The following is a 23,005-nucleotide window of genomic DNA, read 5'->3' as shown; positions in this document are numbered from 1 at the left end:
ATCCATAGGCTAGGTTTGAAATCTTCAAGAGAACAATTTTCAGCAGGGGTATAAAACTCAGTCTTTAAAGAAATCCTCAGTTCATCATCCCTTTCTTGGGGCAGGTTAGTAACTTTTATCCCAATAACCGTTCTATTATAAGCATCAATTAATTTTAACAAATCGCATTCATCAATAGAGCTTTCAACTTTTTCATAAATAAAATGAATAGCCAGACTAATGGAATAGGAAACAGCACGCTTAGAAGTAAAGTAGTTTATTGAGTATGTTCCATCATTTGGATCGGAAGAGTAATCAAAATTCCCAACGGCTGTATAACCCAACTCATCCTTCTTTAAAAGCCTGCCTTCGTCAATATCAGTAACACCATCGATTGTTTTCAATACATTATAAAGATCAGAGCGTTCAGACATTACAAAACCTTTAATAAATAGTTTAATACAAAAACAAATCATTTTACTGCAATCAGCAGTATATCATCAATTAATTAAAAAAACCTTGATTTTAATAAAATAGTAGCTATTCGCATAGCATGGTTCCTCTCATGATTGAACGATACTAAAACATAGCAACAATCACCCTGTTAACGATAACCAGTGACGCGAAATGATACTTATAAATTAGCACCACCCTATGTAACGAGATTGATGGTTTCCTATAGAATACCAATCTTCACTTTGAAGCAACTGTAACTTAGAGCGCGTTCTGCCAAAAATCCCCACTGGCGCTGCCGGTGGGTGACAAATTTTGACAACTCAATCTGAACGCCAGCGTCCGGGCAAACCAGAACATCGCTCTGAAAGAGGCTTGAGGATGGTTGCAAAGGGGGGGGGGGTGCTTAACACCTCCCCTTCACGAGTTCGTATACCTGAAGCTTTCTGAAGCGGTAGCAGTTAACACTTTCCCCCCTAGTTTCCCTAGTAAGGCATAACAAACCATAACAGGCTTACACCTGCCCTGCTTCGCATCAGCTCTTTACACGTTAGATGCAGCTGTTGTGCGTGAGCGTTAGGATCCGTTAGGTTGGGTTGACACTTTTCCCTTTTTTTCACGAAAAAGTGTCAAGTTAGAGGAGTTAGGTTTGGCTGGGGGTTTACAGTTTTTCATCTGCCAGCAGACAGAGTGCCTTTAATCCTGTTTCGCTCCAGTCATCCTGGATGTCGGGATGCATTGCGGCCACATATGCCAGCTCGGAACGCAGGAAACGCAGACCACCAGCCATGTGATCTTTGCCATAGAAGCTGTGGGTTTCTTCATTCGGCCAGAAGAGAATCAGCAGTTGTTCATCGGGCTCGTGTTCAACATCAAAACTCAGCCCAGCGGCTGCGGACTCTATCCGTTGGCCAGCATCAATACCAGCCAACAGCTCTTTCCCGCCGTCATGCTCCCATACCCATACGGCGGCCTGCTTATCTTCTGAACTTGTCTGGCGTTGGCTGCCTTTGAGCATCGCGCTGACATGTTCGCTTAACTGGTCAAGGCAGGTCATACGTGGCTGTACATCTGATGGATCATCGTCCTTCCCGTAAACGAGATTGTTATACCTGTGTAATTTGTGTGACGTCTTTTCCATTCAAAGGACTTCAGACCCGAAAATATTCTACAGTCAAAATAATGAAAATATGAAGGATGCGTAACTTTTGAAAAGATGGTGCCGATAATAGGAGTCGAACCTACGACCTTCGCATTACGAATGCGCTGCTCTACCAACTGAGCTATATCGGCCCTGAGAGGCCGGTTACGAGCGTAACCACGGGGCAAAAGGTTAGATCTATCCGGGTGATGCGTCAATGCCCTTTTGAATCAAACGGCTATTTTTGCATCACCCGTGATTATTTACGCACGAATCGTATCGTCGCCGATGCCGATCCACTTGTACGTAGTCAACGCTTCCAGGCCCATCGGACCACGCGCGTGCAGTTTCTGCGTACTGACGGCCACTTCCGCGCCCAGACCAAACTGTCCACCGTCGGTGAAGCGGGTTGATGCGTTCACGTACACGGCAGAAGAATCCACTTCGTTTATAAAGCGGTCGGCATTGCGCAGCGTGCGCGTCAGGATGGCGTCAGAGTGCTGAGTACCATGCTCACGGATGTGCGCGATAGCGTCGTCGAGATCGGCTACGATCTTCACGTTCAGATCCAAAGACAGGAACTCGTCGTCATACTGCTCCGCGTTTACCGGCACCACCGTCGCCGGGCCGTCTTTCAGCAGCGCCAGCGCCTTCTCGTCCGCGTGCAGCGTGACGCCACTCTCGGCCATCTGCTTGCTCAGGGCTGGCAGGAAGGTGTTCGCGATACCCTGATGCACCAGCAGCGTTTCCACCGTATTACAGGTGCTTGGACGCTGGGTCTTGGCATTCACGATAATCTTCAGCGCCGGTGTAATTTCGGCGCTCTCGTCCACCACGATATGGCACACGCCGATACCGCCGGTGATCACCGGGATCGTCGACTGCTCGCGGCACAGCTTGTGCAGGCCCGCGCCACCGCGTGGGATCAGCATGTCGATGTATTTGTCCATGCGCAGCATCTCGTTCACCAGAGCACGGTCCGGGCTTTCGATAGCCTGCACGGCACCTGCCGGTAAGCCGCACTCCTGCAGCGCCTGCTGGATGACTTTCACCGTCGCGGCGTTGGTGCGCCAGGTCTCTTTCCCACCGCGCAGAATGGCGGCGTTACCGGTCTTCAGGCACAGGGAAGCAACATCCACCGTCACGTTCGGGCGGGCTTCATAAATCACGCCGATAACGCCGAGCGGCACGCGGCGGCGCTCCAGACGTAAACCGCTGTCGAGCAATCCGCCGTCAATCACCTGCCCGACCGGGTCGGCCAGATTACAAACCTGACGGACAGCGTCGGCGATGCCTTTCAGGCGTGCCGGGGTCAACGCCAGACGGTCGAGCATCGCTTCGCTCAGACCATTGCGGCGCGCTTCCAGCAGATCCTGTTCGTTGGCGAGGAGGATTTCCGGCGACTGCGATTCCAGATAATCAGCGATTTTTTCCAGCACGCGGTTTTTCTCGCGGCTGGAAAGGAGCGCCAGTTTGTAAGAGGCGGCCTTGGCGGCGGCACCCATTTGTTCCAGCATTTTCTGGCTCCTTAACGAATAATCATGTCGTCACGATGCACGGCAACCGGGCCATACTCGTAACCCAGAATGGCGTCGATCTGCTGCGAGTGGTGACCCGCAATACGGCGCAGAGCATCGCTGTTGTAGCGGCTGACGCCGTGAGCGATGTCGCGACCTTCAAGGTTACGGATACGGATCACTTCACCACGGGAGAAGTTGCCTGTCACGTTTTTAATTCCTTTAGGAAGCAATGAACTCCCTCTTTCCAGAATCGCGGCGGTCGCCCCTTCATCCACGGTCAGTTCACCTGCCGGCGGCGCGCCGAAAATCCAGCGTTTGCGGTTTTCCAGCGGGGATTCCTGGGCGTGGAAGCGCGTGCCAACGGAAATGCCTTCCATCACGTCGCCAATGACGCCAGGACGGCTGCCCGCCGCAATGATGGTGTCGATCCCGGCGCGGCAGGCCACATCCGCCGCCTGCAGTTTAGTGCCCATGCCGCCCGTTCCCAGGCCAGAGACGCTGTCGCCGGCGATGGCGCGCAGCGCATCGTCAATGCCGTGTACATCGGTAATCAGCTCAGCTTCCGGGTTGGAGCGCGGGTCTGCGGTAAACAGCCCCTGCTGGTCGGTCAGGAGCAAGAGCTTGTCGGCACCGGCCAGGATCGCCGCCAGCGCAGAGAGGTTATCGTTGTCACCCACTTTGATTTCAGCGGTAGCCACGGCGTCGTTTTCGTTAATCACCGGGACGATATTGTTGTCCAGCAGCGCGCGCAGCGTATCGCGGGCGTTCAGGAAGCGTTCTCTGTCTTCCATATCCGCGCGCGTCAGCAGCATCTGCCCGACGTGAATGCCATAGATTGAGAACAACTGTTCCCAGAGTTGAATGAGTCGGCTTTGTCCCACGGCGGCCAGCAGCTGTTTAGAGGCGATCGTCGCGGGGAGTTCGGGGTAACCCAGATGTTCACGCCCGGCGGCAATCGCCCCGGAGGTCACAATAACAATACGATGCCCTGCGGCATGCAGCTGAGCGCACTGACGTACAAGCTCAACAATGTGGGCGCGATTTAGGCGGCGCGATCCGCCTGTTAAAACACTGGTGCCGAGTTTTACCACCAGCGTCTGGCTGTCACTCATGATTCTCTGCCGTTCAACGATAAGGGAAAGTGATGTCGAACGAACGTTTTAACAGGTGTCAGGCCCGTTGCCAACTGCCACAGCACATCGCGAAACACTTTGTTGCGCGGGATCAGGAAGCGTAGCGGCGGACTTTGACAATTTTATTACCGAAATAATAAATCACAGTTTTTTAAAATTAATCTTACTTTGTCATAAAAGTTTCATTCCGTAACGTTAAAACCCTTTCTGTTTTTTCACGGGACTTAAGCATGAGCTTATCGTCCAGCGAATTTTTAAGCGCGTTTATAAGACAGGATCGAAAATGAAAAAGAGCACTCTGGCATTAATGGTTATGGGCGTTGTGGCTTCCGCATCTGTTCACGCTGCCGAAGTTTATAATAAAAACGGCAACAAACTGGACGTGTACGGCAAAGTTAAAGCAATGCACTACATCAGTGATGACGATTCAAAAGATGGTGACCAGACATACGTGCGTTTCGGTTTTAAAGGTGAAACTCAGATTAACGATCAGCTGACGGGCTATGGCCGTTGGGAAGCGGAATTTGCGGGCAACAAAGCAGAGAGCGATTCCACTCAGAAAACACGTCTGGCATTCGCCGGTCTGAAGCTGAAAGACTTTGGTTCTCTGGATTACGGTCGTAACCTGGGCGCGTTGTATGACGTGGAAGCGTGGACCGATATGTTCCCTGAGTTTGGCGGCGACTCTTCCGCGCAGACCGATAACTTCATGACCAAGCGTGCAAGCGGTCTGGCCACTTACCGTAACACCGACTTCTTCGGCGCGGTTGATGGTCTGGATATGACCCTGCAATACCAGGGTAAAAACGAAAACCGCGACGTCAAAAAACAGAACGGTGACGGTTTTGGTACGTCTCTGACCTATGACTTTGGCGGCAGCGATTTCGCGGTAAGCGGCGCGTACACTAACTCTGACCGTACCAACGCGCAGAACCTGCTGACCCGCGGCGAAGGCAAAAAAGCCGAAGCCTGGGCAACCGGTCTGAAATATGATGCGAACGATATCTACCTGGCGGCGATGTACTCCGAAACCCGCAATATGACCCCAATTTCTGGCGGCTTTGCCAATAAAGCGCAGAACTTTGAAGTGGTCGCACAATATCAGTTCGATTTCGGTCTGCGTCCATCCCTGGGTTATGTCCAGTCTAAAGGCAAGGATATCGAAGGTATTGGCGATGAAGATCTGGTGAAATATATCGACGTCGGCGCGACCTATTATTTCAACAAAAATATGTCCGCGTTTGTTGATTATAAAATCAACCAGATTGATGACGATAACAAACTGGGCGTGAGCAGCGATGATATCGTTGCCCTGGGTATGACCTACCAGTTCTGAGTCGGCAGTAATAAAAAAACCGGCATTAAGCCGGTTTTTTTGTGCCCGGTGGCGCTGCGCTTACCGGGCCTACGGGATCATCACCCGGCATTATTTCGTCTTTACGCCGTCAATTTCGCCTTTTCACTGGAAAAATCATCGGCAGGCTCAAGCTTCAGGTCCAGCGTGGCCAGTAAATCGCGCGCCTTGTCGTGGAACTCTTTCAGGGTATATTCCAGGCGGTCAATCACTTCCTGATCTTTGATGGTGGTGGCCTGCCAGTTGCCGTCTTTATTAAACAGGCCAAACTGGTAGCTATAGGTAAAACGTTTCTCTTCTGCTTCCATTTCCATCCACCAGCCCCAGAATTCACGTTTTTCGGGTGCAGGCTTCACGTTGACGCATACAGCCAGGCAGTCGAAAAAAAAGCGATTCTCTTCACACTGCTCTTCTCGAATATACGGGCCAAGAGCCATGAACTTCTTAATCAATCTACTTTTCGGGTGTCCACTCGGTAACGTCATTACGATCTCCTTTTGTGAAGCCACTGTTTTACCAAACCATCAAAATTTAGCAATCTCTTAACACAATCTCTGGGCGATCCAACGCGTAATCTCTTTTAATGCTTTGTCAAAATTCTGATACACCGGGCTGAAGGGAACTTCCAGCAATTTGCCATCCGCAGATGACGATGTGATTAAGCGTGACTCCTCTTCCGGGCTAAACGGATCGTTTTTCCAGAAGCCGGACAGCATCGGCGTTGGACACCGGCGTCCCAGCAGGCCCTGCGTTTTTAACGAATAGCGATTGAGTTCCACGCGCAGCGCTTCGTCTGAAGCATCATGCATGCCAAGGCGGCTGGCCAGCACGTCGAGGTACATTTCCGGCACGCTGCCCTGACGGGCAGGATCGCTGAGCAGAGCGTGAACCACCGGCCCAAGACAGGCTACGGCCTTCAGGCGTGACGCCTCAAGATAGGCCAGACGCACGGCCACGTTCGCCCCAAAGCGGAAACCAAACGCCGCGACGCGGGTGTGGTCGACCCAGGGAATGTTTTCCAGCGCTTTTAGCGCATGCTGGTGCAGAAGACTGGAATCCTGCGTCAGTTTCCATTTAGAGGAAAAACCGATAGAGGGCATATCAAGCGTCAGCATCGCGATCCCTTTTGGGGCGAAGTAACGCTCATACAGGCTGTAATAGTCGATTTGCAGCGAATCCAGCCCACCGCACATCAGCACGGTCGGAAACGGGCCGTCGCCTTCAGGCATATGCAGGAACCCAGTCACGGGCGCGCCGCCGGGGATGGTGAACTCAAGCTCGCGCATCCGGCCCGGCAAGCGTTGGGCAGCCTCTTCATAGGCACGGTTTGCCAGCGCCTGCGCCTGCTCCGCCAGCTCATCCCCTTTTAAGTGCGGATAGGCGGCAATGGCGTAAAGGTTGGCTGCGTGCAGCCAGTGCTTGCCGCTGAGGGTGGCGTCCTCTTCCTGGCTGGCTTTTTGCTGCCAGAGCATCGCCTGTTTCGACCATTCGTAGATCCAGTTGCCGCCGCGGTAACCCACCACCGTATCGTAGAGTTCGCTGTCGGTACGCTCGGCTTCACTCATGACGATACGCGCCTGCACATCAAGGATTTCACGCGGATCGATACCGCGCCAGATCCACATCAGGCGGTTAATCATGCGATACCAGTGAGGCACGTTTTTACCGTCTAATGCAGACTGGACGGCAGGCTGGTTCCCCGGATTGAAGCGACGCACCAGCGTCGAGGTTTCAGGGTGCTTGAAACGGGGTTTGAAGAGTGTCTCGGTGAGATTCGCCTGCGTCATTGCGTTGCCTCCATGGATACGTCATATAGTGTCCATTGTAACGCGTGGCAGAATAAAAAGAACAACGCCCGGCATAGCCGGGCGTGTAAAGTTACGTACGGAAATTAACGGCCGGAAATAGGCGGTACGAAGACCACGCCCATGTCCCATGGCTGTTCAATCCAGGTATCCTGTGGGATATCAATCACGTAATCATCCACCAGTGGGCGGCCCGCTGGTTTTGCGAAGATGGTGACGAAGTGTGCTTTTGGGTACATTTCGCGGATAGCCACCGCGGTACCGCCGGTATCCACCAGGTCATCAATAACGATGAAACCTTCACCGTCGCCTTCCGCGCGTTTCAGCACTTTCAGCTCACGCTGGTTGTCGTGGTCATAGCTGGAGATGCAGACGGTATCGACATGACGAATACCCAGCTCACGCGCCAGCAGCGCCCCCGGTACCAGACCGCCACGGCTAACGGCAATAATGCCTTTCCACTGTTCAGAAGGCATCAGACGCGCGGCCAGTTTGCGTGCGTGGATCTGCAACATGTCCCAGGTGACGACGTATTTTTCGCTCATGTGAAGTGTCCCAGCCTGTTTTTATACGGCTTAAAAAGTGTTCGAGGGGGAAATAGGTTGCGCGAGATTATAGAGATCTGACGCACTAAAAACCAGTGTTTAGCGCCCTCTGCCTGAGTTTTTACATGCTTTATGCTACCAGCCATCGGAGAAAGTGGTATTCTCAGTTGCATCTCGCAAGCCTGACTTGTGGTAACTATTAACCTGCTAACCCTGTGCCCTGCAACTCGCTTTGCAGGGCATCGACAAGGAGACTTATCGTGTCTGAACTGTCTCAATTATCTCCCCAGCCGCTGTGGGATATTTTTGCCAAAATCTGCTCCATTCCACACCCGTCTTACCATGAAGAACAGCTTGCCGAACATATTATGGGTTGGGCGAAGGAAAAAGGTCTGCACGCTGAACGCGATCAGGTTGGCAACATTCTGATCCGCAAACCGGCGACCGCAGGCATGGAAAACCGTAAACCGGTTGTGCTGCAGGCGCACCTGGACATGGTGCCACAGAAAAACAACGACACCGTTCACGACTTCACGAAAGACCCGATCCAGCCGTACATCGACGGCGACTGGGTGAAAGCGCGCGGCACCACGCTGGGTGCAGATAACGGTATCGGTATGGCCTCTGCGCTGGCGGTACTGGCGGACGACAGCGTTCAGCACGGTCCACTGGAAGTGCTGCTGACCATGACCGAAGAAGCGGGCATGGACGGTGCGTTTGGTCTGCAGGCGAACTGGCTGCAGGCGGATATTCTAATCAACACCGACTCCGAAGAAGAAGGCGAGATCTACATGGGCTGCGCGGGCGGGATTGATTTTATCTCTACCCTGCCGCTCTCCCGTGAAGCGGTGCCTGCTGGCTTCCAGACCTTCAAGCTGACGCTGAAAGGGCTGAAAGGCGGCCACTCCGGCGGTGATATTCACTTAGGCCTGGGCAACGCCAACAAACTGCTGGCACGCTTCCTGGCGGGCCACGCGGCTGAGCTGGACCTGCGTCTGGTCGATTTCAACGGCGGTACGCTGCGCAACGCAATCCCACGTGAAGCGTTCGCGACGGTAGCCGTTCCAGCTGCCAAAGCGGACGAGCTGAAAAAGCTCTCCAGCGTCTATCTGGATATCCTGAAAAACGAACTGTCCGCGAAAGAGAAGAACCTGACCGTAGTGCTGGAGTCCGTCTCCACGGATAAAGCCGCGCTGACCACCCAGTCTCGTGACACCTTTATTCAGCTGTTAAACGCGACACCAAACGGCGTGATCCGCAACTCAGACGTCGCGAAAGGCGTGGTTGAAACCTCTCTGAACGTGGGTGTGGTCACCATGGGCGACGACAGCGCAGAGATCATCTGCCTGATCCGATCGCTTATCGACACCGGTAAAGAGTACGTAGTGAGCATGCTGGAATCTCTGGGCACGCTGGCCGGTGCGAAAACCTCTGCCAAAGGCAGCTACCCAGGCTGGCAGCCGGACGCAAGCTCTCCGGTGATGGCACTGGTGCGTGAAACATACCAGCGTCTGTTCAATAGCACCCCAAACATTCAGGTGATCCACGCGGGTCTGGAATGTGGTCTGTTCAAGAAGCCGTACCCGAACATGGATATGGTCTCCATTGGGCCAACCATTACCGGACCACACTCGCCGGATGAGCAGGTTCACATTGAAAGCGTGGGCCATTACTGGACCCTGCTGACTGAACTGCTGAAAGCGATTCCTGCTAAGTAACACCCTCACCCCAGCCCTCTCCCAAAGGGAGAGGGTGAACAACGTCGCGCCACCGGCCTTTTTACAATCCCAATACCAGCTGACGTTCCAGCTGCGGATCCAGCAAGGTAACGTGTAACCCCACCAGCCTGACCCCTCGCCCGCCCCGACGTTCATCCCAGGCCCTTTTCGCCGTCGCGATGAGATCCTCTTTATTCAGGCGCGGCCAGACGTGCTCCTGAGTCGTCTGCTGAAAATCATTGAACTTAAGCTTCACGCCCTGACGGGCAATCAGCAGGTCCGGTTTGACCTTGATTAAGCGCCGTTCCAGTTCAGGATAGAGCTGCTCCGTAATGATGGTTTCGCATTCAGACCAGTCATGAATATCTTCAATCAGTGTGCGTTCAACCCCGACCGACTTTCGCAGCCGCTCGCTGCTGACACTGCGCTCGTCTATCCCCTGACTGCGCTCCCACAGCACGCGGCCAAATTTTCCAAAGCGTTTAAGCAGCATGGCTAAATCGCTGCGCTGTACATCTTCGCAGGTTCGCAGCCCCATGCTTTCCAGCTTTGCCGCAGAGACTTTGCCTACGCCCGGGATTTTGCCGAGCGGCAGCGTTTTTAAAAACGCCGGGACCTCTTCCGGGGTGATAACGTACTGGCCGTCGGGCTTGTTGAGATCGGACGCTATTTTAGCGAGGAATTTCACCGGTGCGACACCTGCCGACGCGGTCAGATTCAGCTCCTGGAAGATAGTCCGGCGGATCTCCTGCGCCATCAGCGTCGCGGAGCCGTGACAGTGCACGCTGTCGGTGACATCAAGATAAGCTTCGTCCAGCGACAGAGGTTCAATCAGTGAGGTGTAGCGAGAGAAGATTTCGCGGATATGCAGGGACGCTTCTTTGTACGCCTCAAACCGACCGGGTAAAAGCGTGAGATGAGGACAGAGCTTAAGCGCCATGGCGGTAGGCATGGCGCTGCGCACGCCAAATTTGCGCGCAGGATAGTTGGCGGTGCTGATTACACCGCGCTGGACACGGCTACCGCCAATGGCAATAGGAATATCCCGCAGCGCCGGGTTGTCACGCATCTCCACTGCGGCAAAAAAACAGTCCATATCGACATGGATTATTTTGCGCATTACGACCACCACACATGTATTTATATACAGTATATCAAAGTCTAAAAAATGCGACAGCAGATTTACCTTCTCTTATTTGTCATAAAAATATGATGCAAAAAACAACACGTAACTTGTTGTATATATTAATTTTTTATGTGAATAAGGATATAAATTCATGAGAAAAATACTCGCGCTCTCTCTGCTGCTCGTGACGGGAACGAGCTTCGCTGGCCCACAGATCGTTGCCCACCGGGGCGGAACAGCCGACGCACCAGAAAACACAGTACAAGCGATCAAACTGGCCTTAGAGAATCAGGCTCAGGCAGTCTGGATAACCGTGCAGCTCAGTAAAGATGGCGTTCCGGTCCTGTATCGTCCTTCTGATTTAAAAGCGCTGACGAACAAAACAGGCAAAATCTCGGACTACACGCTTGCGGAGTTATCGGCAGTTGACGCTGGCTGGAGCTGGGGCGGTGAAACCCATCCCTGGCGTGGCAAAGGGGTGACGATCCCCACCCTGAAAAGCGTACTGGAAACCTGGCCACAAACCCGGTTTTATATTGATATCAAATCACCTGACGCCGATCCGGCCACGATGGGAAAAGCGCTTCTTGCGGTGCTTAATGAGACCCAGAGTCTGGGGCGGGTGAGGGTTTATTCTACTGAGGACCGTTATCTTGCCTCGCTTCCGGCAGCAATCCCACGCTTTGTTACCCGCAGTGAAACGCGCTCCAGGCTGGTAACGGTATCGCTGAGCCATCAGTGCCTGCCACCAGAGCAGACGATGCAGGAGTACTGGTACGCGCTAGAGCTGAACAGAACCGTTGACGTGGTTGAGAAATTTACCCTTGGTGAAGGGGTGTCCCGCTCAACCCTCACCTGGGATAAAGAATCCATGGACTGTTTCCGCTCGCAGGGCAACAGTCACGTTATCTTGCTGGGCGTGAACACCGCCGAAGATTATAAAAAGGCAGAGGCGCTGCAGGCGGATGCGGTGATGGTCGACTCGCCCGCCGCCGCAAAAGCATGGGCTAAATAAGCCAGCAGGCCGCAATAATGCGGCCTGCTGTTATCGTTACGTCGCGATTTACAAAATTCGGCGCTGCTGCTCCCGCGCCATCCTTTTTTTACGGGCATCGCACGGTTCCGGGCAGTCGCAGACTTTTTCCATGCCAATGGACGAGATCCCACCGCAGCTGCCCTGAATGCTTTTGCGCTTGATGATCCAGCCTAACGACATGCCGAATATGACCAGTACAAAGACCGCGAAGGTTGCCAGAAACGTCAGCATCATCAGCCTCCAAAATCATCCAGCAGGATGTTCTCATCTTCCACGCCCAGATCTTTAAGCATTTTGATCACTGCGGCGTTCATCACTGGCGGACCACACATATAAAACTCACAGTCTTCCGGCGCAGGATGCTGTTTGAGGTAGTTTTCATACAGCACGTTGTGGATGAAGCCCGTATGGCCGGTCCAGTTATCTTCCGGCTGCGGATCGGAGAGCGCCACATGGAAGGTGAAGTTAGGGTTTTCACGCGCCAGCTGTTCGAACTCATCGTCATAGAACATCTCACGCAGCGAACGCGCCCCGTACCAGAAGCTGATTTTACGCTGACTGCCAAGCCGCTTGAGCTGGTCGAAAATGTGCGAACGCATCGGCGCCATACCTGCACCACCGCCGATAAATACCATTTCGGCATCGGTCTCTTTCGCAAAGAACTCGCCAAACGGGCCAGAGATGGTCACCTTGTCACCCGGTTTTAATGACCAGATATACGATGACATGACGCCCGGCGGCGCATGCGGTACCGCTGGCGGCGGCGTGGCGATACGCACGTTAAGCATGATGATACCCTTCTCTTCCGGGTAGTTCGCCATGGAGTAAGCACGAAGCGCGGGCTCTTTAACCTCAGAGACAAAGCGGAAGAGGTTGAATTTATCCCAGTCGGCACGGTATTCATCAGGCACGTCGAAGTCAGCATAAGCTACGGTGTGCTCCGGACATTCAATCTGGATATAGCCCCCCGCCCGGAACGGAACGCTCTCTCCTTCAGGCACCCGCAGTTTAAGCTCTTTGATAAAGGTGGCTTTGTTATCGTTGGAGATAACTTCGCATTCCCATTTTTTAACGCCGAAAATCTCCTCCGGCAGTTCAATTTTCATGTTCTGGCGCACCGCGACCTGGCAGGCCAGACGGCAGCCCTCTTTCGCCTCACGCTTGGTGATGTGCGACAGCTCAGTGGGCAGAATATCGCCACCGCCCTCTTTCACCTTTACGCGGCACTGCCCGCAGGAGCCACCGCCGCCGCAGGCCGAAGAGACGAAGATGCCGTTGCCGGCAAGCGTATTCAGCAGTTTATCGCCGGCTGGTGTGCGGATCTGGTTTTGCGGTTCATCGTTGATATCGATAATGACATCGCCGGAATTCACCAGCTTCGCGCGCGCCACCAGAATCAACCCCGACAGCACCAGTACAATCAGCGTGAACATCGCCACGCCAAGCATAATTTCCATCAGTTAGCCCTTATAGCTGCACACCGGAGAAGGACATAAAGCCCAGCGCCATGAGACCGGTGGTGATAAAGGTGATCCCTAAGCCACGCAGGCCTGCAGGCACGTTGGCATATTTCATTTTTTCGCGGATCCCCGCCATGGTGACGATAGCCAGCATCCAGCCGATCCCGGAGCCGAAACCATACACAATTGATTCGCTGAAGTTGTAATCACGCTGAACCATAAACGAGACGCCACCGAAGATGGCGCAGTTCACCGCAATCAACGGCAGGAAGATCCCCAGTGCGTTGTAGAGTGACGGGAAATACTTATCAAGGATCATCTCAAGGATTTGCACCAGCGCCGCAATCACACCGATAAAGGTGATGAAGTTCAGGAAGCTGAGATCCACCCCCTCCACCAGCGCGCTGTCGCGCAGGACAAAGTTGTACACCAGGTTGTTGATCGGCACCGACAGGCCAAGCACCACGGTAACCGCTATGCCCAGGCCAAATGCTGTCGATACCTTTTTGGACACGGCAAGGAACGTACACATGCCGAGGAAGAACGCGAGCGCCATGTTTTCAACAAACACCGCGCGCACAAATAAACTCAGGTAATGAGCCATTGTCGGTTACTCCTTTTCCTGCTGTTCTGGCTTCAGGGTACGAATCAGCCAGATTAGCAAACCGATAATGAAAAATGCGCTTGGAGCCAGCAGGAACAGGCCGTTTGGCAGATACCAGCCTCCGTTCTGTACCGTGTCCAGCACCGTGATGCCAAACAGCTTACCGCTGCCAATCAACTCACGCAGGAACCCTACGGACAGCAGGATCACGCCGTAGCCGAGGCCGTTGCCGATGCCGTCCATAAAGCTCGCCAGCGGGGGCATTTTCATGGCATAGCCTTCTGCACGCCCCATCACGATACAGTTGGTGATAATCAGGCCCACAAATACCGAAAGCTGTTTCGATATTTCATAGGCAAAGGCTCGCAGCAGCTGATCGACCACGATCACCAGCGAGGCGATGATCGCCATCTGCACGATGATCCTCACGCTGTTGGGGATATGGTGGCGGATCATCGAGATAAACATGCTGGAAAACGCGGTTACCAGCGTTACTGCCAGCGTCATCACCACCGCCGTTTCCAGCTTGGTGGTCACCGCCAGGGCTGAACACACACCCAGCACCTGCAGCGTTATCGGGTTATTGGCTAAAAGTGGGCCAATCAGCACCTTTTTAACTTCTTTCAGTTCACCCGTATCAGCCATGGTTCAGCGCTCCTTCACGTACATTTTTCAGGAAAGGACCAAATCCGAGTTCGCCCATCCAGAAATCAAAACTGTGCTGCACCCCTTTGGAGGTGAGCGTGGCCCCGGATAGCCCGTCAACGGCATAGACATCGTCAGGACGCGCAGACCCTTTCATCACCTTCAGCGCAGGCGCTCCGCTGTCGTCGAGCACTTTCTTCCCAACAAACTGCGCGCGCCAGTTAGGGTTCTCCACTTCTCCACCGAGCCCCGGCGTTTCACCCTGGTCATAGTAGGTGATGCCTTTCACGGTGCGGCCATCCGTATCAAGCGCCACGAAGGCGTACATCATTGACCACAGGCCGTTGCCGTAGATGGGCAGCACCACTTCCTGCACCTGTTTTTGCTCATCACGTACGAGGTAGATTTCAGCCAGATTGCTGCGACGCTTAATGCCCGCCGGATCCTGAGATGCGTCCAGCGTCATGCTCATCTGCGGGTCTTTTAATGCCAGCGCCTGGTTATATTTCGCCGGATCTTTATCCAGCAGTTGACCCGTTTTTAAATCCACCAGACGCGCGGTGATGCGCTCAGCAAAGACGGCCGACACATCGTCTGCACTCATCCCTTCCTGCATCAGCCCGGCGACGGCCAGGATGTTGCGCTGTTTATCCAGCGCGCGCTGCTCCTGCTGTCGCGGCTTTAACCCCACGGCAGAACCAGCCACCACAATGGAACAGACCAGACACAGGACCAGCACCACCAGCAGCGTTTTGCCGATGCTGTCGTTATTTTTGATTTCAGCCACGTGCCTTCCTCCGCTTAATATTGGCGCGCACGACCAGATAATCGAACAGTGGTGCAAACAGGTTGGCAAACAGAATGGCCAACATCATCCCTTCCGGATAGGCCGGGTTGACCACACGAATCAGGACACACATCACCCCGATGAGCACGCCATAGCTCCATTTCCCTCTGTCAGTAAAGGAAGCAGAAACCGGATCGGTGGCCATGAACATCATGCCGAAGGCGAAACCGCCCAGCACCAGATGCCAGTACCAGGGCATGGAGAACATCGGGTTGGTGGCGGAACCGATAATGTTGAACAGTGTGGCAGTCAGCACCATGCCGATCATGACACCGGCGACAATCCGCCAGGAGGCCACGCGACCAAACAGGATGATCGCCCCGCCAATCAAAATCATCAGCGTGGAGACCTCCCCAATGGAGCCCGGGATGTTGCCCATAAACGCATCAAACCAGGTGACGGGTTGGCCTGTCGCATTGTTCACCAGCGTTTCACCGCCGTGCGCTGCCCATTGTGAAAGCGGTGTCGCCCCAGAGAAGCCGTCCGCAGCGGTCCAGACCAGATCGCCGGAGATTTGCGCCGGATAGGCAAAGAACAGGAACGCACGCCCTGCCAGCGCAGGGTTGAGGAAGTTACGCCCGGTTCCCCCGAAGATCTCTTTCGCGATGACCACACCAAAGCTGATCCCCAGCGCGGCCTGCCAGAGCGGTAACGTTGGCGGGACAATCAGGGCAAACAGAATGGAAGTAACAAAGAAGCCTTCGTTGATCTCATGTTTACGAATAATTGCAAACAGCACTTCCCAGAACCCACCCACGATAAATACCGTGATGTAGATCGGCAGGAAGAACACCGCCCCCAGCGTCATCATGCTGATCCAGCCCGCGTCTGGGGCAAAACTTACGCCAAGCGACTGTGCCAGACGGTAATGCCAGTCAGACTGGATCACCTGCGCCAGTTGCTGAGCATCGTACAGATGATGCAGCGCCGGAATGGTCTGCAGCCCCACGTTGTACATGCCCCAGAACATTGCCGGGAAGACGGCAAACCAGACCAGAATCATCATTCGCTTCAGGTCGATGGCGTCACGAACGTGCGCCGCGCCTTTCGTCACCAGACCTGGCGTGTAGAAAATGGTCGTCGTCGCTTCATACAGCGGGTAGTACTTCTTCAGTTTACCCTCGGTAAAATGCGGCTCTATTTTTTCAAAGAGGTGTTTTAAGCCCATGGTTATCCTTCCTGCTCAATGCGGGTTAACACCTCGCGCAATACCGGTCCATATTCGTATTTTCCCGGACAGACATAGGTACAGAGCGCCAGATCTTCTTCGTCCAGCTCCAGGCAGCCCAGCGCCTGGGCGCTGTCGGTGTCCCCGGCAAGCAGATCGCGCAGCAGCACGGTGGGCAGAATATCGAGCGGCATAACACGCTCGTAGTTGCCAATCGGCACCATGGCACGCTCACCGCCGTTTGTGCTGGTGGAGAAGTTGAACAGCTTATGACGCAGGAAGTGGCCGAGCGTGGTGCGGGTGACGGAATACTTTTCTGCACCTGGCAGCACCCAGCCGAAGAGCTCTTTCTCACGCCCTTCCAGCACAATGCTCACCTGCAGATGGAAGCGCCCCAGATAGGCCTGCGGCCCAACGGCATGACGGCCGCTGAGTACCGAACCGGAAATCAGACGGTTTTCACCCGCTTTGGTTTCGTCGTCCAGCAGTTCATTGATATCCGCACCCAACAGCGTTGTCACCAGGCGCGGGTTTGCCGCCTGCGGCCCGCCAATCGCGATCACTCGCTCTGTGCAGAGCTTACCGGTGGTAAAGAGTTTGCCGATGGCAATCACGTCCTGATAGTTAAGGTGCCAGACCTGTTTTGTCAGGCTGACCGGCTCAAGGAAGTGAATATGCGTTCCCGCCAGACCCGCTGGATGCGGGCCTGCAAATTCATTGAACGTCACCTGTCCCTGCGGATGGCCGCCAAGTTTACCGGCACTGGCCTGGCACACGTGGACTTTCCCGGGCGTCAGCCGCGTGAGTACGGTCAGCCCGGCATCAAAGGCCTGGCGTTGTGCCAGAATAACCGGCTGCGGGTCTGCACTGAGTGGGTTGGTGTCGATTGCCGTAACGAAGATAGCGGCCGGAACCGTGCCAGGCACAGGCGTTTTGCTGAAAGGGCGTGTGCGAAATGCGGTCCACAAACCGGCGTCCAGCAGTTGCGCCTGAACGGTTTCACGGCTCAACGCCGCGAGGTCTGCGGCCTCATAATGGGCAAACTCACGCTGTTCATCCCCTTCAATGCGGATAACCACCGACTGCAACACGCGACGTTCGCCACGGTTGATCGCCACAACGGTGCCGCTGGCAGGGGCGGTAAACATCACGCCGGGATTTTTTTTATCTTCGAAGAGCGCCTGCCCTTTAATGACGCGATCGTCCTGCTGGACCAGCATTGAGGGGCGCATCCCCACGTAATCGTCGCCCAGAATGGCAACATGGCGAACGCTTGCGCCTGCCGAAACGTGCTGTTCGGGCACGCCTGCGATGGGCAGGTCAAGTCCTTTTCTTATTTTAAACATGTGGTTAGCAAGTTTCCGTGAACAACTATTCTGAGGGCGTGAAGTGTACCATTTCCGGCGTTTTCCGGGCAGATAAAACGCCGCTGCAGGTGTCAAATTGCGAACTGATACGCAAAGTTCCTGGAGCCAGCGCGATTTTGATGGGTTATAAAGTAAAACTAATTTGTAAACTAACAGCTCCGCTCTTGCGAAAATCTATAGCGGTGCTAATGTGAGCGCTCCTAACAGATTAATCTGATTTCGGGTCTCTTTTGCCGTTCTGGCAAGTTGGTCTTAGTTTTATCAAGGAACTTGTAGTATGCGTAAAATCGCATTGTTCATTGCGATGCTCCTGATTCCGTGCGTGTCGTTTGCCGGGCTGCTCAGCAGCAACAGTTCAACCACGCCTGTGAGCAAAGAATATAAACAGCAGCTAATGGGATCCCCCGTTTATATTCAAATCTTCAAGGAAGAACGCACACTCGACCTGTTTGTGAAAATGGGTGAGACATATCAGCTGCTCGACAGCTACAAGATTTGTAACTACTCCGGTGGTCTGGGGCCAAAACAGCGTCAGGGCGATTTCAAAAGCCCGGAAGGGTTTTACAACGTTCAGCGTAACCAGCTAAAACCGGATAGCCGTTTCTATAAAGCGATTAATATCGGCTTCCCGAATGCCTTTGACCGTGCGCACGGTTACGAAGGTAAATATCTGATGATCCACGGTGCCTGTGTGTCCATCGGCTGTTACGCGATGACCGATTCCGGCATTGATGAGATTTTCCAGTTTGTCACGGGCGCACTGGTCTTTGGTCAGCCAAACGTTCAGGTCAGCATCTATCCGTTCCGCATGACCGATGCCAACATGGCGCGTCACAAGTACTCTTACTACGCGGATTTCTGGAAACAGCTAAAACCGGGCTATGACTATTTCGAGCAGACGCACAAGCCGCCTGTCGTCTCGGTTGTGGATGGCCGTTATGTGGTCAGCAAACCGCTGAGCCACGAAGTTGTCCACCCACAGCTGGCATCAAATTACACGGTCCCCGAGACAAAATAACACCCACTCGCCTGGCATAATCTTCTGCCAGGTCTCGTTGCCGGTCAGCGGCTGCGTGGCGATAACAGTGACCACATCATTTGGTGTGGTCTCTTTCTGAAAATCAATTTCCACATCCTGATCGAGCAGCTTTGCCACGCCAAACGGTGCACGGCGGGTGATCCAGAACAGGTTCGTCGAGCAGAACGCCATCACATAGCGCCCGTCAGACAACAGCATGTTAAACACGCCCTTCTCGCGCAGTTCAGACGCCAGCGACGCAATATATTTAAATACCGCCGCCATGTTGCCAGGGGTGCGCGGATAACGCTCTGTTAGCTTATGCAGCAGCCAGCAAAAGGCTTTTTCGCTGTCGGTTTCGCCAACCGGGCGAAAATTACCGGTCTCCAGCGACTTATAGCCCGTAAGTTGCCCGTTATGCGCGTAGGTCCAGTTACGGCCCCACAGCTCACGGGTAAACGGATGGGTGTTTTCGAGCGCCACTTCGCCGCGGTTTGCCTGACGAATATGGGCGATTACCGAGCAGGATTTAATGGGGTAATCCTGCACCAGTTTGGCAATCGGTGAGTTAAAGCTGGGTTGTGGATCCTTGAACGTGCGACACCCTTTGCCTTCGTAGAAGGTGATACCCCAGCCGTCTTTATGCGGCCCGGTTCCCCCACCGCGCTGTACCAGCCCGGTGAAACTAAAGCAGATATCGGTTGGCACATTGGCGCTCATCCCGAGCAGTTCGCACATAGATTACCTCCACTCCACAACTGCGGGGGGCACCGGTGCCCCCCAGCGAAGCCTTACTTAACCATCTCTTTTTCGATCAGCTGGATCAGGATGTGGATCACTTTGATGTGAATTTCCTGAATGCGGTCAGCATAACCGAAGTGCGGAACACGGATTTCAACGTCCGCGGTACCGTCCATCTTACCGCCATCTTTGCCCGTCAGGGTGATGACTTTCATCCCTTTTTCACGCGCCGCCGCAATCGCTTTGATCACGTTACCAGAGTTGCCCGAAGTGGAGATACCCAGCAGCACGTCACCTTCACGACCAACCGCTTCAACGTAGCGGGAGAAGATGTAGTCGTAACCGAAATCGTTGCCCACACAGGAGATGTGGCTCACGTCGGAGATCGCAATCGCCGGGTAGCCCGGACGGTTTTCACGATAACGCCCGGTCAGCTCTTCTGCGAAGTGCATAGCGTCGCAGTGGGACCCCCCGTTACCGCAGGAGAGCACTTTGCCACCGGCTTTGAAACTGTCGGCCAGCAGGACCGCCGCGCGCTGAATAGCGTGAATATTGGCATCATCTTTCAGAAAGTTAGCCAGCGTTTCCGCCGCTTCGTTCAGTTCGTTACGAATAAGATCCTGGTACATGAGGATAATCCTTCAGTATTGATGAGATAACACAGTGGAGTGTACCGGATAGCAATAAAAGCGAGAAGCTAAAGGGATGCGAATCGTCTGACGTTTTGCGTTTTCGTGCCGGCAAACAAACGAACAATGTGAACCAGGTTGTAATTATTTTGTAAACACATTGCTAAAGGAAATAACATCAACTACAACCATATCATCACAAGTGGTCAGACCTCCTACAAGCAAGGGAGCTTTTCTTTATGATGATTTTGAGCATTCTCGCAACCGTTGTCCTGCTCGGTGTGCTGTTCTATCACCGTGTAAGTTTATTCCTGAGCAGCCTGATTCTTCTGGCCTGGACGGCTGCGCTTGGCGTCGCAGGTCTCTGGAATATCTGGCTTTTAGTGCCGCTGGCCATCATCCTTCTGCCGTTTAACTTTGCCCCGATGCGTAAGTCGATGATCTCCGCGCCGGTATTCAAAGGTTTCCGCAAAGTGATGCCACCGATGTCGCGCACCGAGAAAGAAGCGATTGACGCCGGTACCACCTGGTGGGAAGGCGATCTGTTCCAGGGCAACCCGGACTGGAAAAAACTGCATAACTACCCGCAGCCGCGTCTGACAGCGGAAGAACAAGCCTTTATTGACGGCCCGGTAGAAGAAGCCTGCCGTATGGCCAATGACTTTGCCATCACCCATGAAATGGCCGACCTGCCGCCGGAGCTGTGGGCATACCTGAAAGAGCATCGCTTCTTCGCGATGATCATCAAAAAAGAGTATGGCGGTCTGGAATTCTCCGCGTACGCTCAGGCTCGCGTGCTGCAAAAACTGGCTGGCGTCTCCGGGATCCTGGCGATCACCGTGGGCGTACCTAACTCCTTAGGCCCGGGCGAACTGCTGCAGCATTACGGTACAAAAGAGCAGAAAGATCACTATCTGCCGCGTCTGGCACGCGGTCAGGAAATTCCATGCTTCGCACTGACCAGCCCGGAAGCGGGTTCCGATGCAGGCGCCATCCCGGATACCGGTGTGGTCTGCATGGGCGAATGGCAGGGCGAACAGGTGCTGGGTATGCGCCTGACCTGGAACAAACGCTACATTACGCTCGCGCCTGTCGCTACCGTGCTGGGCCTGGCGTTTAAACTCTCCGACCCGGAAAAACTGCTGGGTGGTGAAGAAGATCTGGGCATTACCTGTGCGCTGATCCCCACCTCTACCCCGGGCGTTGAAATTGGTCGTCGCCACTTCCCGCTGAACGTGCCGTTCCAGAACGGTCCGACCCGCGGTCAGGATATCTTTGTCCCGATTGATTACATCATCGGTGGGCCGAAAATGGCCGGTCAGGGCTGGCGTATGCTGGTGGAATGTCTGTCCGTTGGTCGCGGCATTACCCTGCCGTCGAACTCAACCGGCGGGCTGAAATCGGTGGCGATGGGGATTGGTGCCTACGCGCACATCCGTCGTCAGTTCAAAATCTCCATCGGCAAGATGGAAGGGATCGAAGAGCCGCTGGCGCGTATCGCAGGCAACGCCTACGTGATGGATGCCGCCGCGTCGTTAATTACCTACGGCATTATGCTGGGTGAAAAACCGGCCGTACTGTCCGCGATTGTGAAGTACCACTGCACCCACCGCGCACAACAGTCGATCATTGATGCAATGGATATCGCAGGTGGTAAAGGCATTATGCTCGGCGAAGGCAACTTCCTGGCGCGTGGCTATCAGGGCGCACCGATCGCCATCACCGTAGAAGGGGCAAACATCCTGACCCGCAGCATGATGATCTTCGGCCAGGGGGCGATTCGCTGTCATCCGTACGTGCTGGAGGAGATGGCCGCCGCGCAGAACAACGACGTGGATGCCTTCGACAAGCTGCTGTTCAAACATATCGGTCATGTAGGCAGCAATAAAGTGCGCAGCTTCTGGCTGGGTCTGACCCGTGGGCTGACCAGCGCCACGCCAACCCATGATGCGACAAAACGTTATTACCAGCATCTGAACCGGCTGAGCGCCAACCTGGCGCTGCTGTCCGACGTCTCCATGGCGGTGCTGGGCGGTAGCCTGAAGCGTCGCGAGCGCATCTCTGCCCGTCTGGGTGATGTGCTGAGCCAGCTCTACCTGGCTTCTGCGGTACTGAAACGCTACGACGACGAAGGCCGTCAGGAAGCGGATCTGCCGCTGGTGCACTGGGGGGTGCAGGATGCGCTGTATCAGGCCGAGCAGGCGATTGACGATCTGCTGGTGAACTTCCCTAACCGTCTGGTGGCAGGTGCCCTGCGCGTGGCGATCTTCCCGACCGGTCGTCATCATCTGGCGCCGTCTGACAAGCTGGATCATAAAGTGGCGAAGATCCTGCAGGTACCGAGCGCAACCCGCTCACGTATCGGCCGCGGTCAGTATCTGGCGCCAACGCCACATAACCCGGTGGGTCTGCTGGAAGAGGCGCTGCTGGACGTGATGGCCGCCGACCCGATTCACCAGAAGATCTGTAAACAGCTGGGCAAAAACCTGCCGTTTACCCGCCTGGATGAACTGGCGAAACAGGCACTGGCGGGTGGCATCATTGACAACAGCGAAGCCGCACTCCTGGTGAAAGCCGAAGAGAGCCGTCTGCGCAGCATTAACGTCGATGATTTCGAACCGGATGAGCTGGCGACACAGCCGGTAAAGCTGCCGGAGAAACACCGCAAACCTGAAGCCGCTTAACGCGTTTCGTCCTGAAAAACCCCGCCACGAGC

At 54.3% G+C, this 23,005-nt stretch carries 22 protein-coding genes and 1 tRNA gene; 5 read left to right on the top strand and 18 right to left on the bottom strand.

What is annotated here, in order from left to right:
• The 5 genes from APU11_RS17670 to proB form a co-directional block, all read right to left on the bottom strand.
• The coding region (locus APU11_RS17670; protein ID WP_131729166.1) for a hypothetical protein at positions 1–413 on the bottom strand (413 nt) is incomplete at its 3' end.
• A 680-nt stretch (positions 414–1,093) separates the two neighbouring features.
• Positions 1,094–1,573: a DNA-binding protein gene (locus APU11_RS17665; RefSeq protein ID WP_230963087.1), complete on the bottom strand. Its 480-nt coding sequence runs from the start codon at positions 1,571–1,573 to the stop codon at positions 1,094–1,096.
• Between the two features lie 76 nt (positions 1,574–1,649).
• Positions 1,650–1,725, bottom strand: a tRNA-Thr gene (locus APU11_RS17660).
• Between the two features lie 111 nt (positions 1,726–1,836).
• On the bottom strand, positions 1,837–3,090 hold the full coding sequence (gene proA, locus APU11_RS17655; protein ID WP_058651602.1) for a glutamate-5-semialdehyde dehydrogenase: 1,254 nt from the start codon (positions 3,088–3,090) through the stop codon (positions 1,837–1,839).
• Between the two features lie 11 nt (positions 3,091–3,101).
• The gene (gene proB / locus APU11_RS17650; protein ID WP_013095745.1) at positions 3,102–4,205 is read right to left on the bottom strand and encodes a glutamate 5-kinase; all 1,104 of its coding nucleotides are present in this window, start codon (positions 4,203–4,205) and stop codon (positions 3,102–3,104) included.
• Positions 4,206–4,509: 304 nt separating this feature from the next.
• On the opposite strand from proB, the gene phoE reads away from it, so the two are divergent.
• The gene (gene phoE / locus APU11_RS17645; RefSeq protein WP_013095744.1) at positions 4,510–5,562 is read left to right on the top strand and encodes a phosphoporin PhoE; all 1,053 of its coding nucleotides are present in this window, start codon (positions 4,510–4,512) and stop codon (positions 5,560–5,562) included.
• A 101-nt stretch (positions 5,563–5,663) separates the two neighbouring features.
• Here the strand turns inward: phoE and crl are convergent, their stop codons facing one another.
• The 3 genes from crl to gpt all read right to left on the bottom strand — a co-directional run bounded on the left by crl (position 5,664) and on the right by gpt (position 7,930).
• On the bottom strand, positions 5,664–6,065 hold the full coding sequence (gene crl / locus APU11_RS17640) for a sigma factor-binding protein Crl (RefSeq protein WP_023620943.1): 402 nt from the start codon (positions 6,063–6,065) through the stop codon (positions 5,664–5,666).
• 57 nt (positions 6,066–6,122) lie between these two features.
• Entirely contained in the window at positions 6,123–7,367 is a 1,245-nt protein-coding gene (frsA, locus tag APU11_RS17635) for an esterase FrsA (protein WP_023620942.1), read from the bottom strand.
• Between the two features lie 104 nt (positions 7,368–7,471).
• A complete protein-coding gene (gpt, locus tag APU11_RS17630; RefSeq protein WP_003863205.1) occupies positions 7,472–7,930 on the bottom strand; it encodes a xanthine phosphoribosyltransferase in 459 nt (152 codons plus the stop codon).
• 260 nt (positions 7,931–8,190) lie between these two features.
• On the opposite strand from gpt, the gene pepD reads away from it, so the two are divergent.
• Complete coding sequence (pepD, locus tag APU11_RS17625; protein WP_020686318.1) at positions 8,191–9,648, top strand: cytosol nonspecific dipeptidase; 1,458 nt, start codon at positions 8,191–8,193, stop codon at positions 9,646–9,648.
• 61 nt (positions 9,649–9,709) lie between these two features.
• Here pepD and dinB read toward each other — a convergent pair whose 3' ends face one another.
• Positions 9,710–10,768 carry a DNA polymerase IV gene (gene dinB / locus APU11_RS17620; protein ID WP_038982941.1) on the bottom strand — a complete coding sequence of 353 codons (1,059 nt, stop codon included), beginning with the start codon at positions 10,766–10,768 and terminating at the stop codon, positions 9,710–9,712.
• Positions 10,769–10,925: 157 nt separating this feature from the next.
• Here dinB and APU11_RS17615 point away from each other — a divergent pair, with 157 nt between their 5' ends.
• Positions 10,926–11,789 carry a glycerophosphodiester phosphodiesterase family protein gene (locus tag APU11_RS17615; RefSeq protein ID WP_020686316.1) on the top strand — a complete coding sequence of 288 codons (864 nt, stop codon included), beginning with the start codon at positions 10,926–10,928 and terminating at the stop codon, positions 11,787–11,789.
• 48 nt (positions 11,790–11,837) lie between these two features.
• Here the strand turns inward: APU11_RS17615 and nqrM are convergent, their stop codons facing one another.
• The 7 genes from nqrM to APU11_RS17580 are packed head-to-tail and all read right to left on the bottom strand — an operon-like array spanning position 11,838 to position 17,880.
• Positions 11,838–12,044 (bottom strand): (Na+)-NQR maturation NqrM, encoded by a 207-nt coding sequence (nqrM, locus tag APU11_RS17610; protein WP_020686315.1) that lies wholly within the window; start codon positions 12,042–12,044, stop codon positions 11,838–11,840.
• Positions 12,044–13,267, bottom strand: coding sequence for an NADH:ubiquinone reductase (Na(+)-transporting) subunit F (nqrF, locus tag APU11_RS17605; protein WP_014830784.1), 1,224 nt, complete (start codon positions 13,265–13,267; stop codon positions 12,044–12,046). The genes nqrM and nqrF overlap by 1 nt, the downstream gene beginning before the upstream one ends.
• Before the next feature lie 10 nt (positions 13,268–13,277).
• The gene (gene nqrE, locus APU11_RS17600) at positions 13,278–13,874 is read right to left on the bottom strand and encodes an NADH:ubiquinone reductase (Na(+)-transporting) subunit E (protein WP_013095734.1); all 597 of its coding nucleotides are present in this window, start codon (positions 13,872–13,874) and stop codon (positions 13,278–13,280) included.
• A 6-nt stretch (positions 13,875–13,880) separates the two neighbouring features.
• The gene (locus APU11_RS17595) at positions 13,881–14,519 is read right to left on the bottom strand and encodes an NADH:ubiquinone reductase (Na(+)-transporting) subunit D (protein WP_013095733.1); all 639 of its coding nucleotides are present in this window, start codon (positions 14,517–14,519) and stop codon (positions 13,881–13,883) included.
• Entirely contained in the window at positions 14,512–15,306 is a 795-nt protein-coding gene (locus APU11_RS17590; RefSeq protein ID WP_013095732.1) for a Na(+)-translocating NADH-quinone reductase subunit C, read from the bottom strand. The genes APU11_RS17595 and APU11_RS17590 overlap by 8 nt, the downstream gene beginning before the upstream one ends.
• Positions 15,299–16,534, bottom strand: a complete 1,236-nt coding sequence (locus APU11_RS17585) for an NADH:ubiquinone reductase (Na(+)-transporting) subunit B (RefSeq protein ID WP_058651601.1) — start codon at positions 16,532–16,534, stop codon at positions 15,299–15,301. The genes APU11_RS17590 and APU11_RS17585 overlap by 8 nt, the downstream gene beginning before the upstream one ends.
• Before the next feature lie 2 nt (positions 16,535–16,536).
• A complete protein-coding gene (locus APU11_RS17580) occupies positions 16,537–17,880 on the bottom strand; it encodes a Na(+)-translocating NADH-quinone reductase subunit A (protein ID WP_020686313.1) in 1,344 nt (447 codons plus the stop codon).
• Between the two features lie 298 nt (positions 17,881–18,178).
• Here APU11_RS17580 and dpaA point away from each other — a divergent pair, with 298 nt between their 5' ends.
• Entirely contained in the window at positions 18,179–18,919 is a 741-nt protein-coding gene (gene dpaA, locus APU11_RS17575) for a peptidoglycan meso-diaminopimelic acid protein amidase (protein ID WP_013095729.1), read from the top strand.
• Here the strand turns inward: dpaA and APU11_RS17570 are convergent.
• Together APU11_RS17570 and lpcA are read right to left on the bottom strand one after the other, a co-directional pair.
• Positions 18,890–19,657 (bottom strand): class II glutamine amidotransferase, encoded by a 768-nt coding sequence (locus APU11_RS17570; RefSeq protein ID WP_013095728.1) that lies wholly within the window; start codon positions 19,655–19,657, stop codon positions 18,890–18,892. The genes dpaA and APU11_RS17570 overlap by 30 nt on opposite strands.
• Positions 19,658–19,710: 53 nt before the next feature.
• Positions 19,711–20,289: a D-sedoheptulose 7-phosphate isomerase gene (gene lpcA / locus APU11_RS17565; RefSeq protein WP_013095727.1), complete on the bottom strand. Its 579-nt coding sequence runs from the start codon at positions 20,287–20,289 to the stop codon at positions 19,711–19,713.
• 239 nt (positions 20,290–20,528) lie between these two features.
• Here lpcA and fadE point away from each other — a divergent pair, with 239 nt between their 5' ends.
• Complete coding sequence (gene fadE, locus APU11_RS17560) at positions 20,529–22,973, top strand: acyl-CoA dehydrogenase FadE (protein ID WP_029882430.1); 2,445 nt, start codon at positions 20,529–20,531, stop codon at positions 22,971–22,973.
• Positions 22,974–23,005: the final 32 nt, after the last annotated feature.

The sequence above is a fragment of the Enterobacter sp. 50793107 genome (genome assembly GCF_001463365.1).
Lineage (GTDB): Bacteria > Pseudomonadota > Gammaproteobacteria > Enterobacterales > Enterobacteriaceae > Enterobacter > Enterobacter cloacae.
This window is presented reverse-complemented; position numbering and strand designations above follow the sequence as displayed.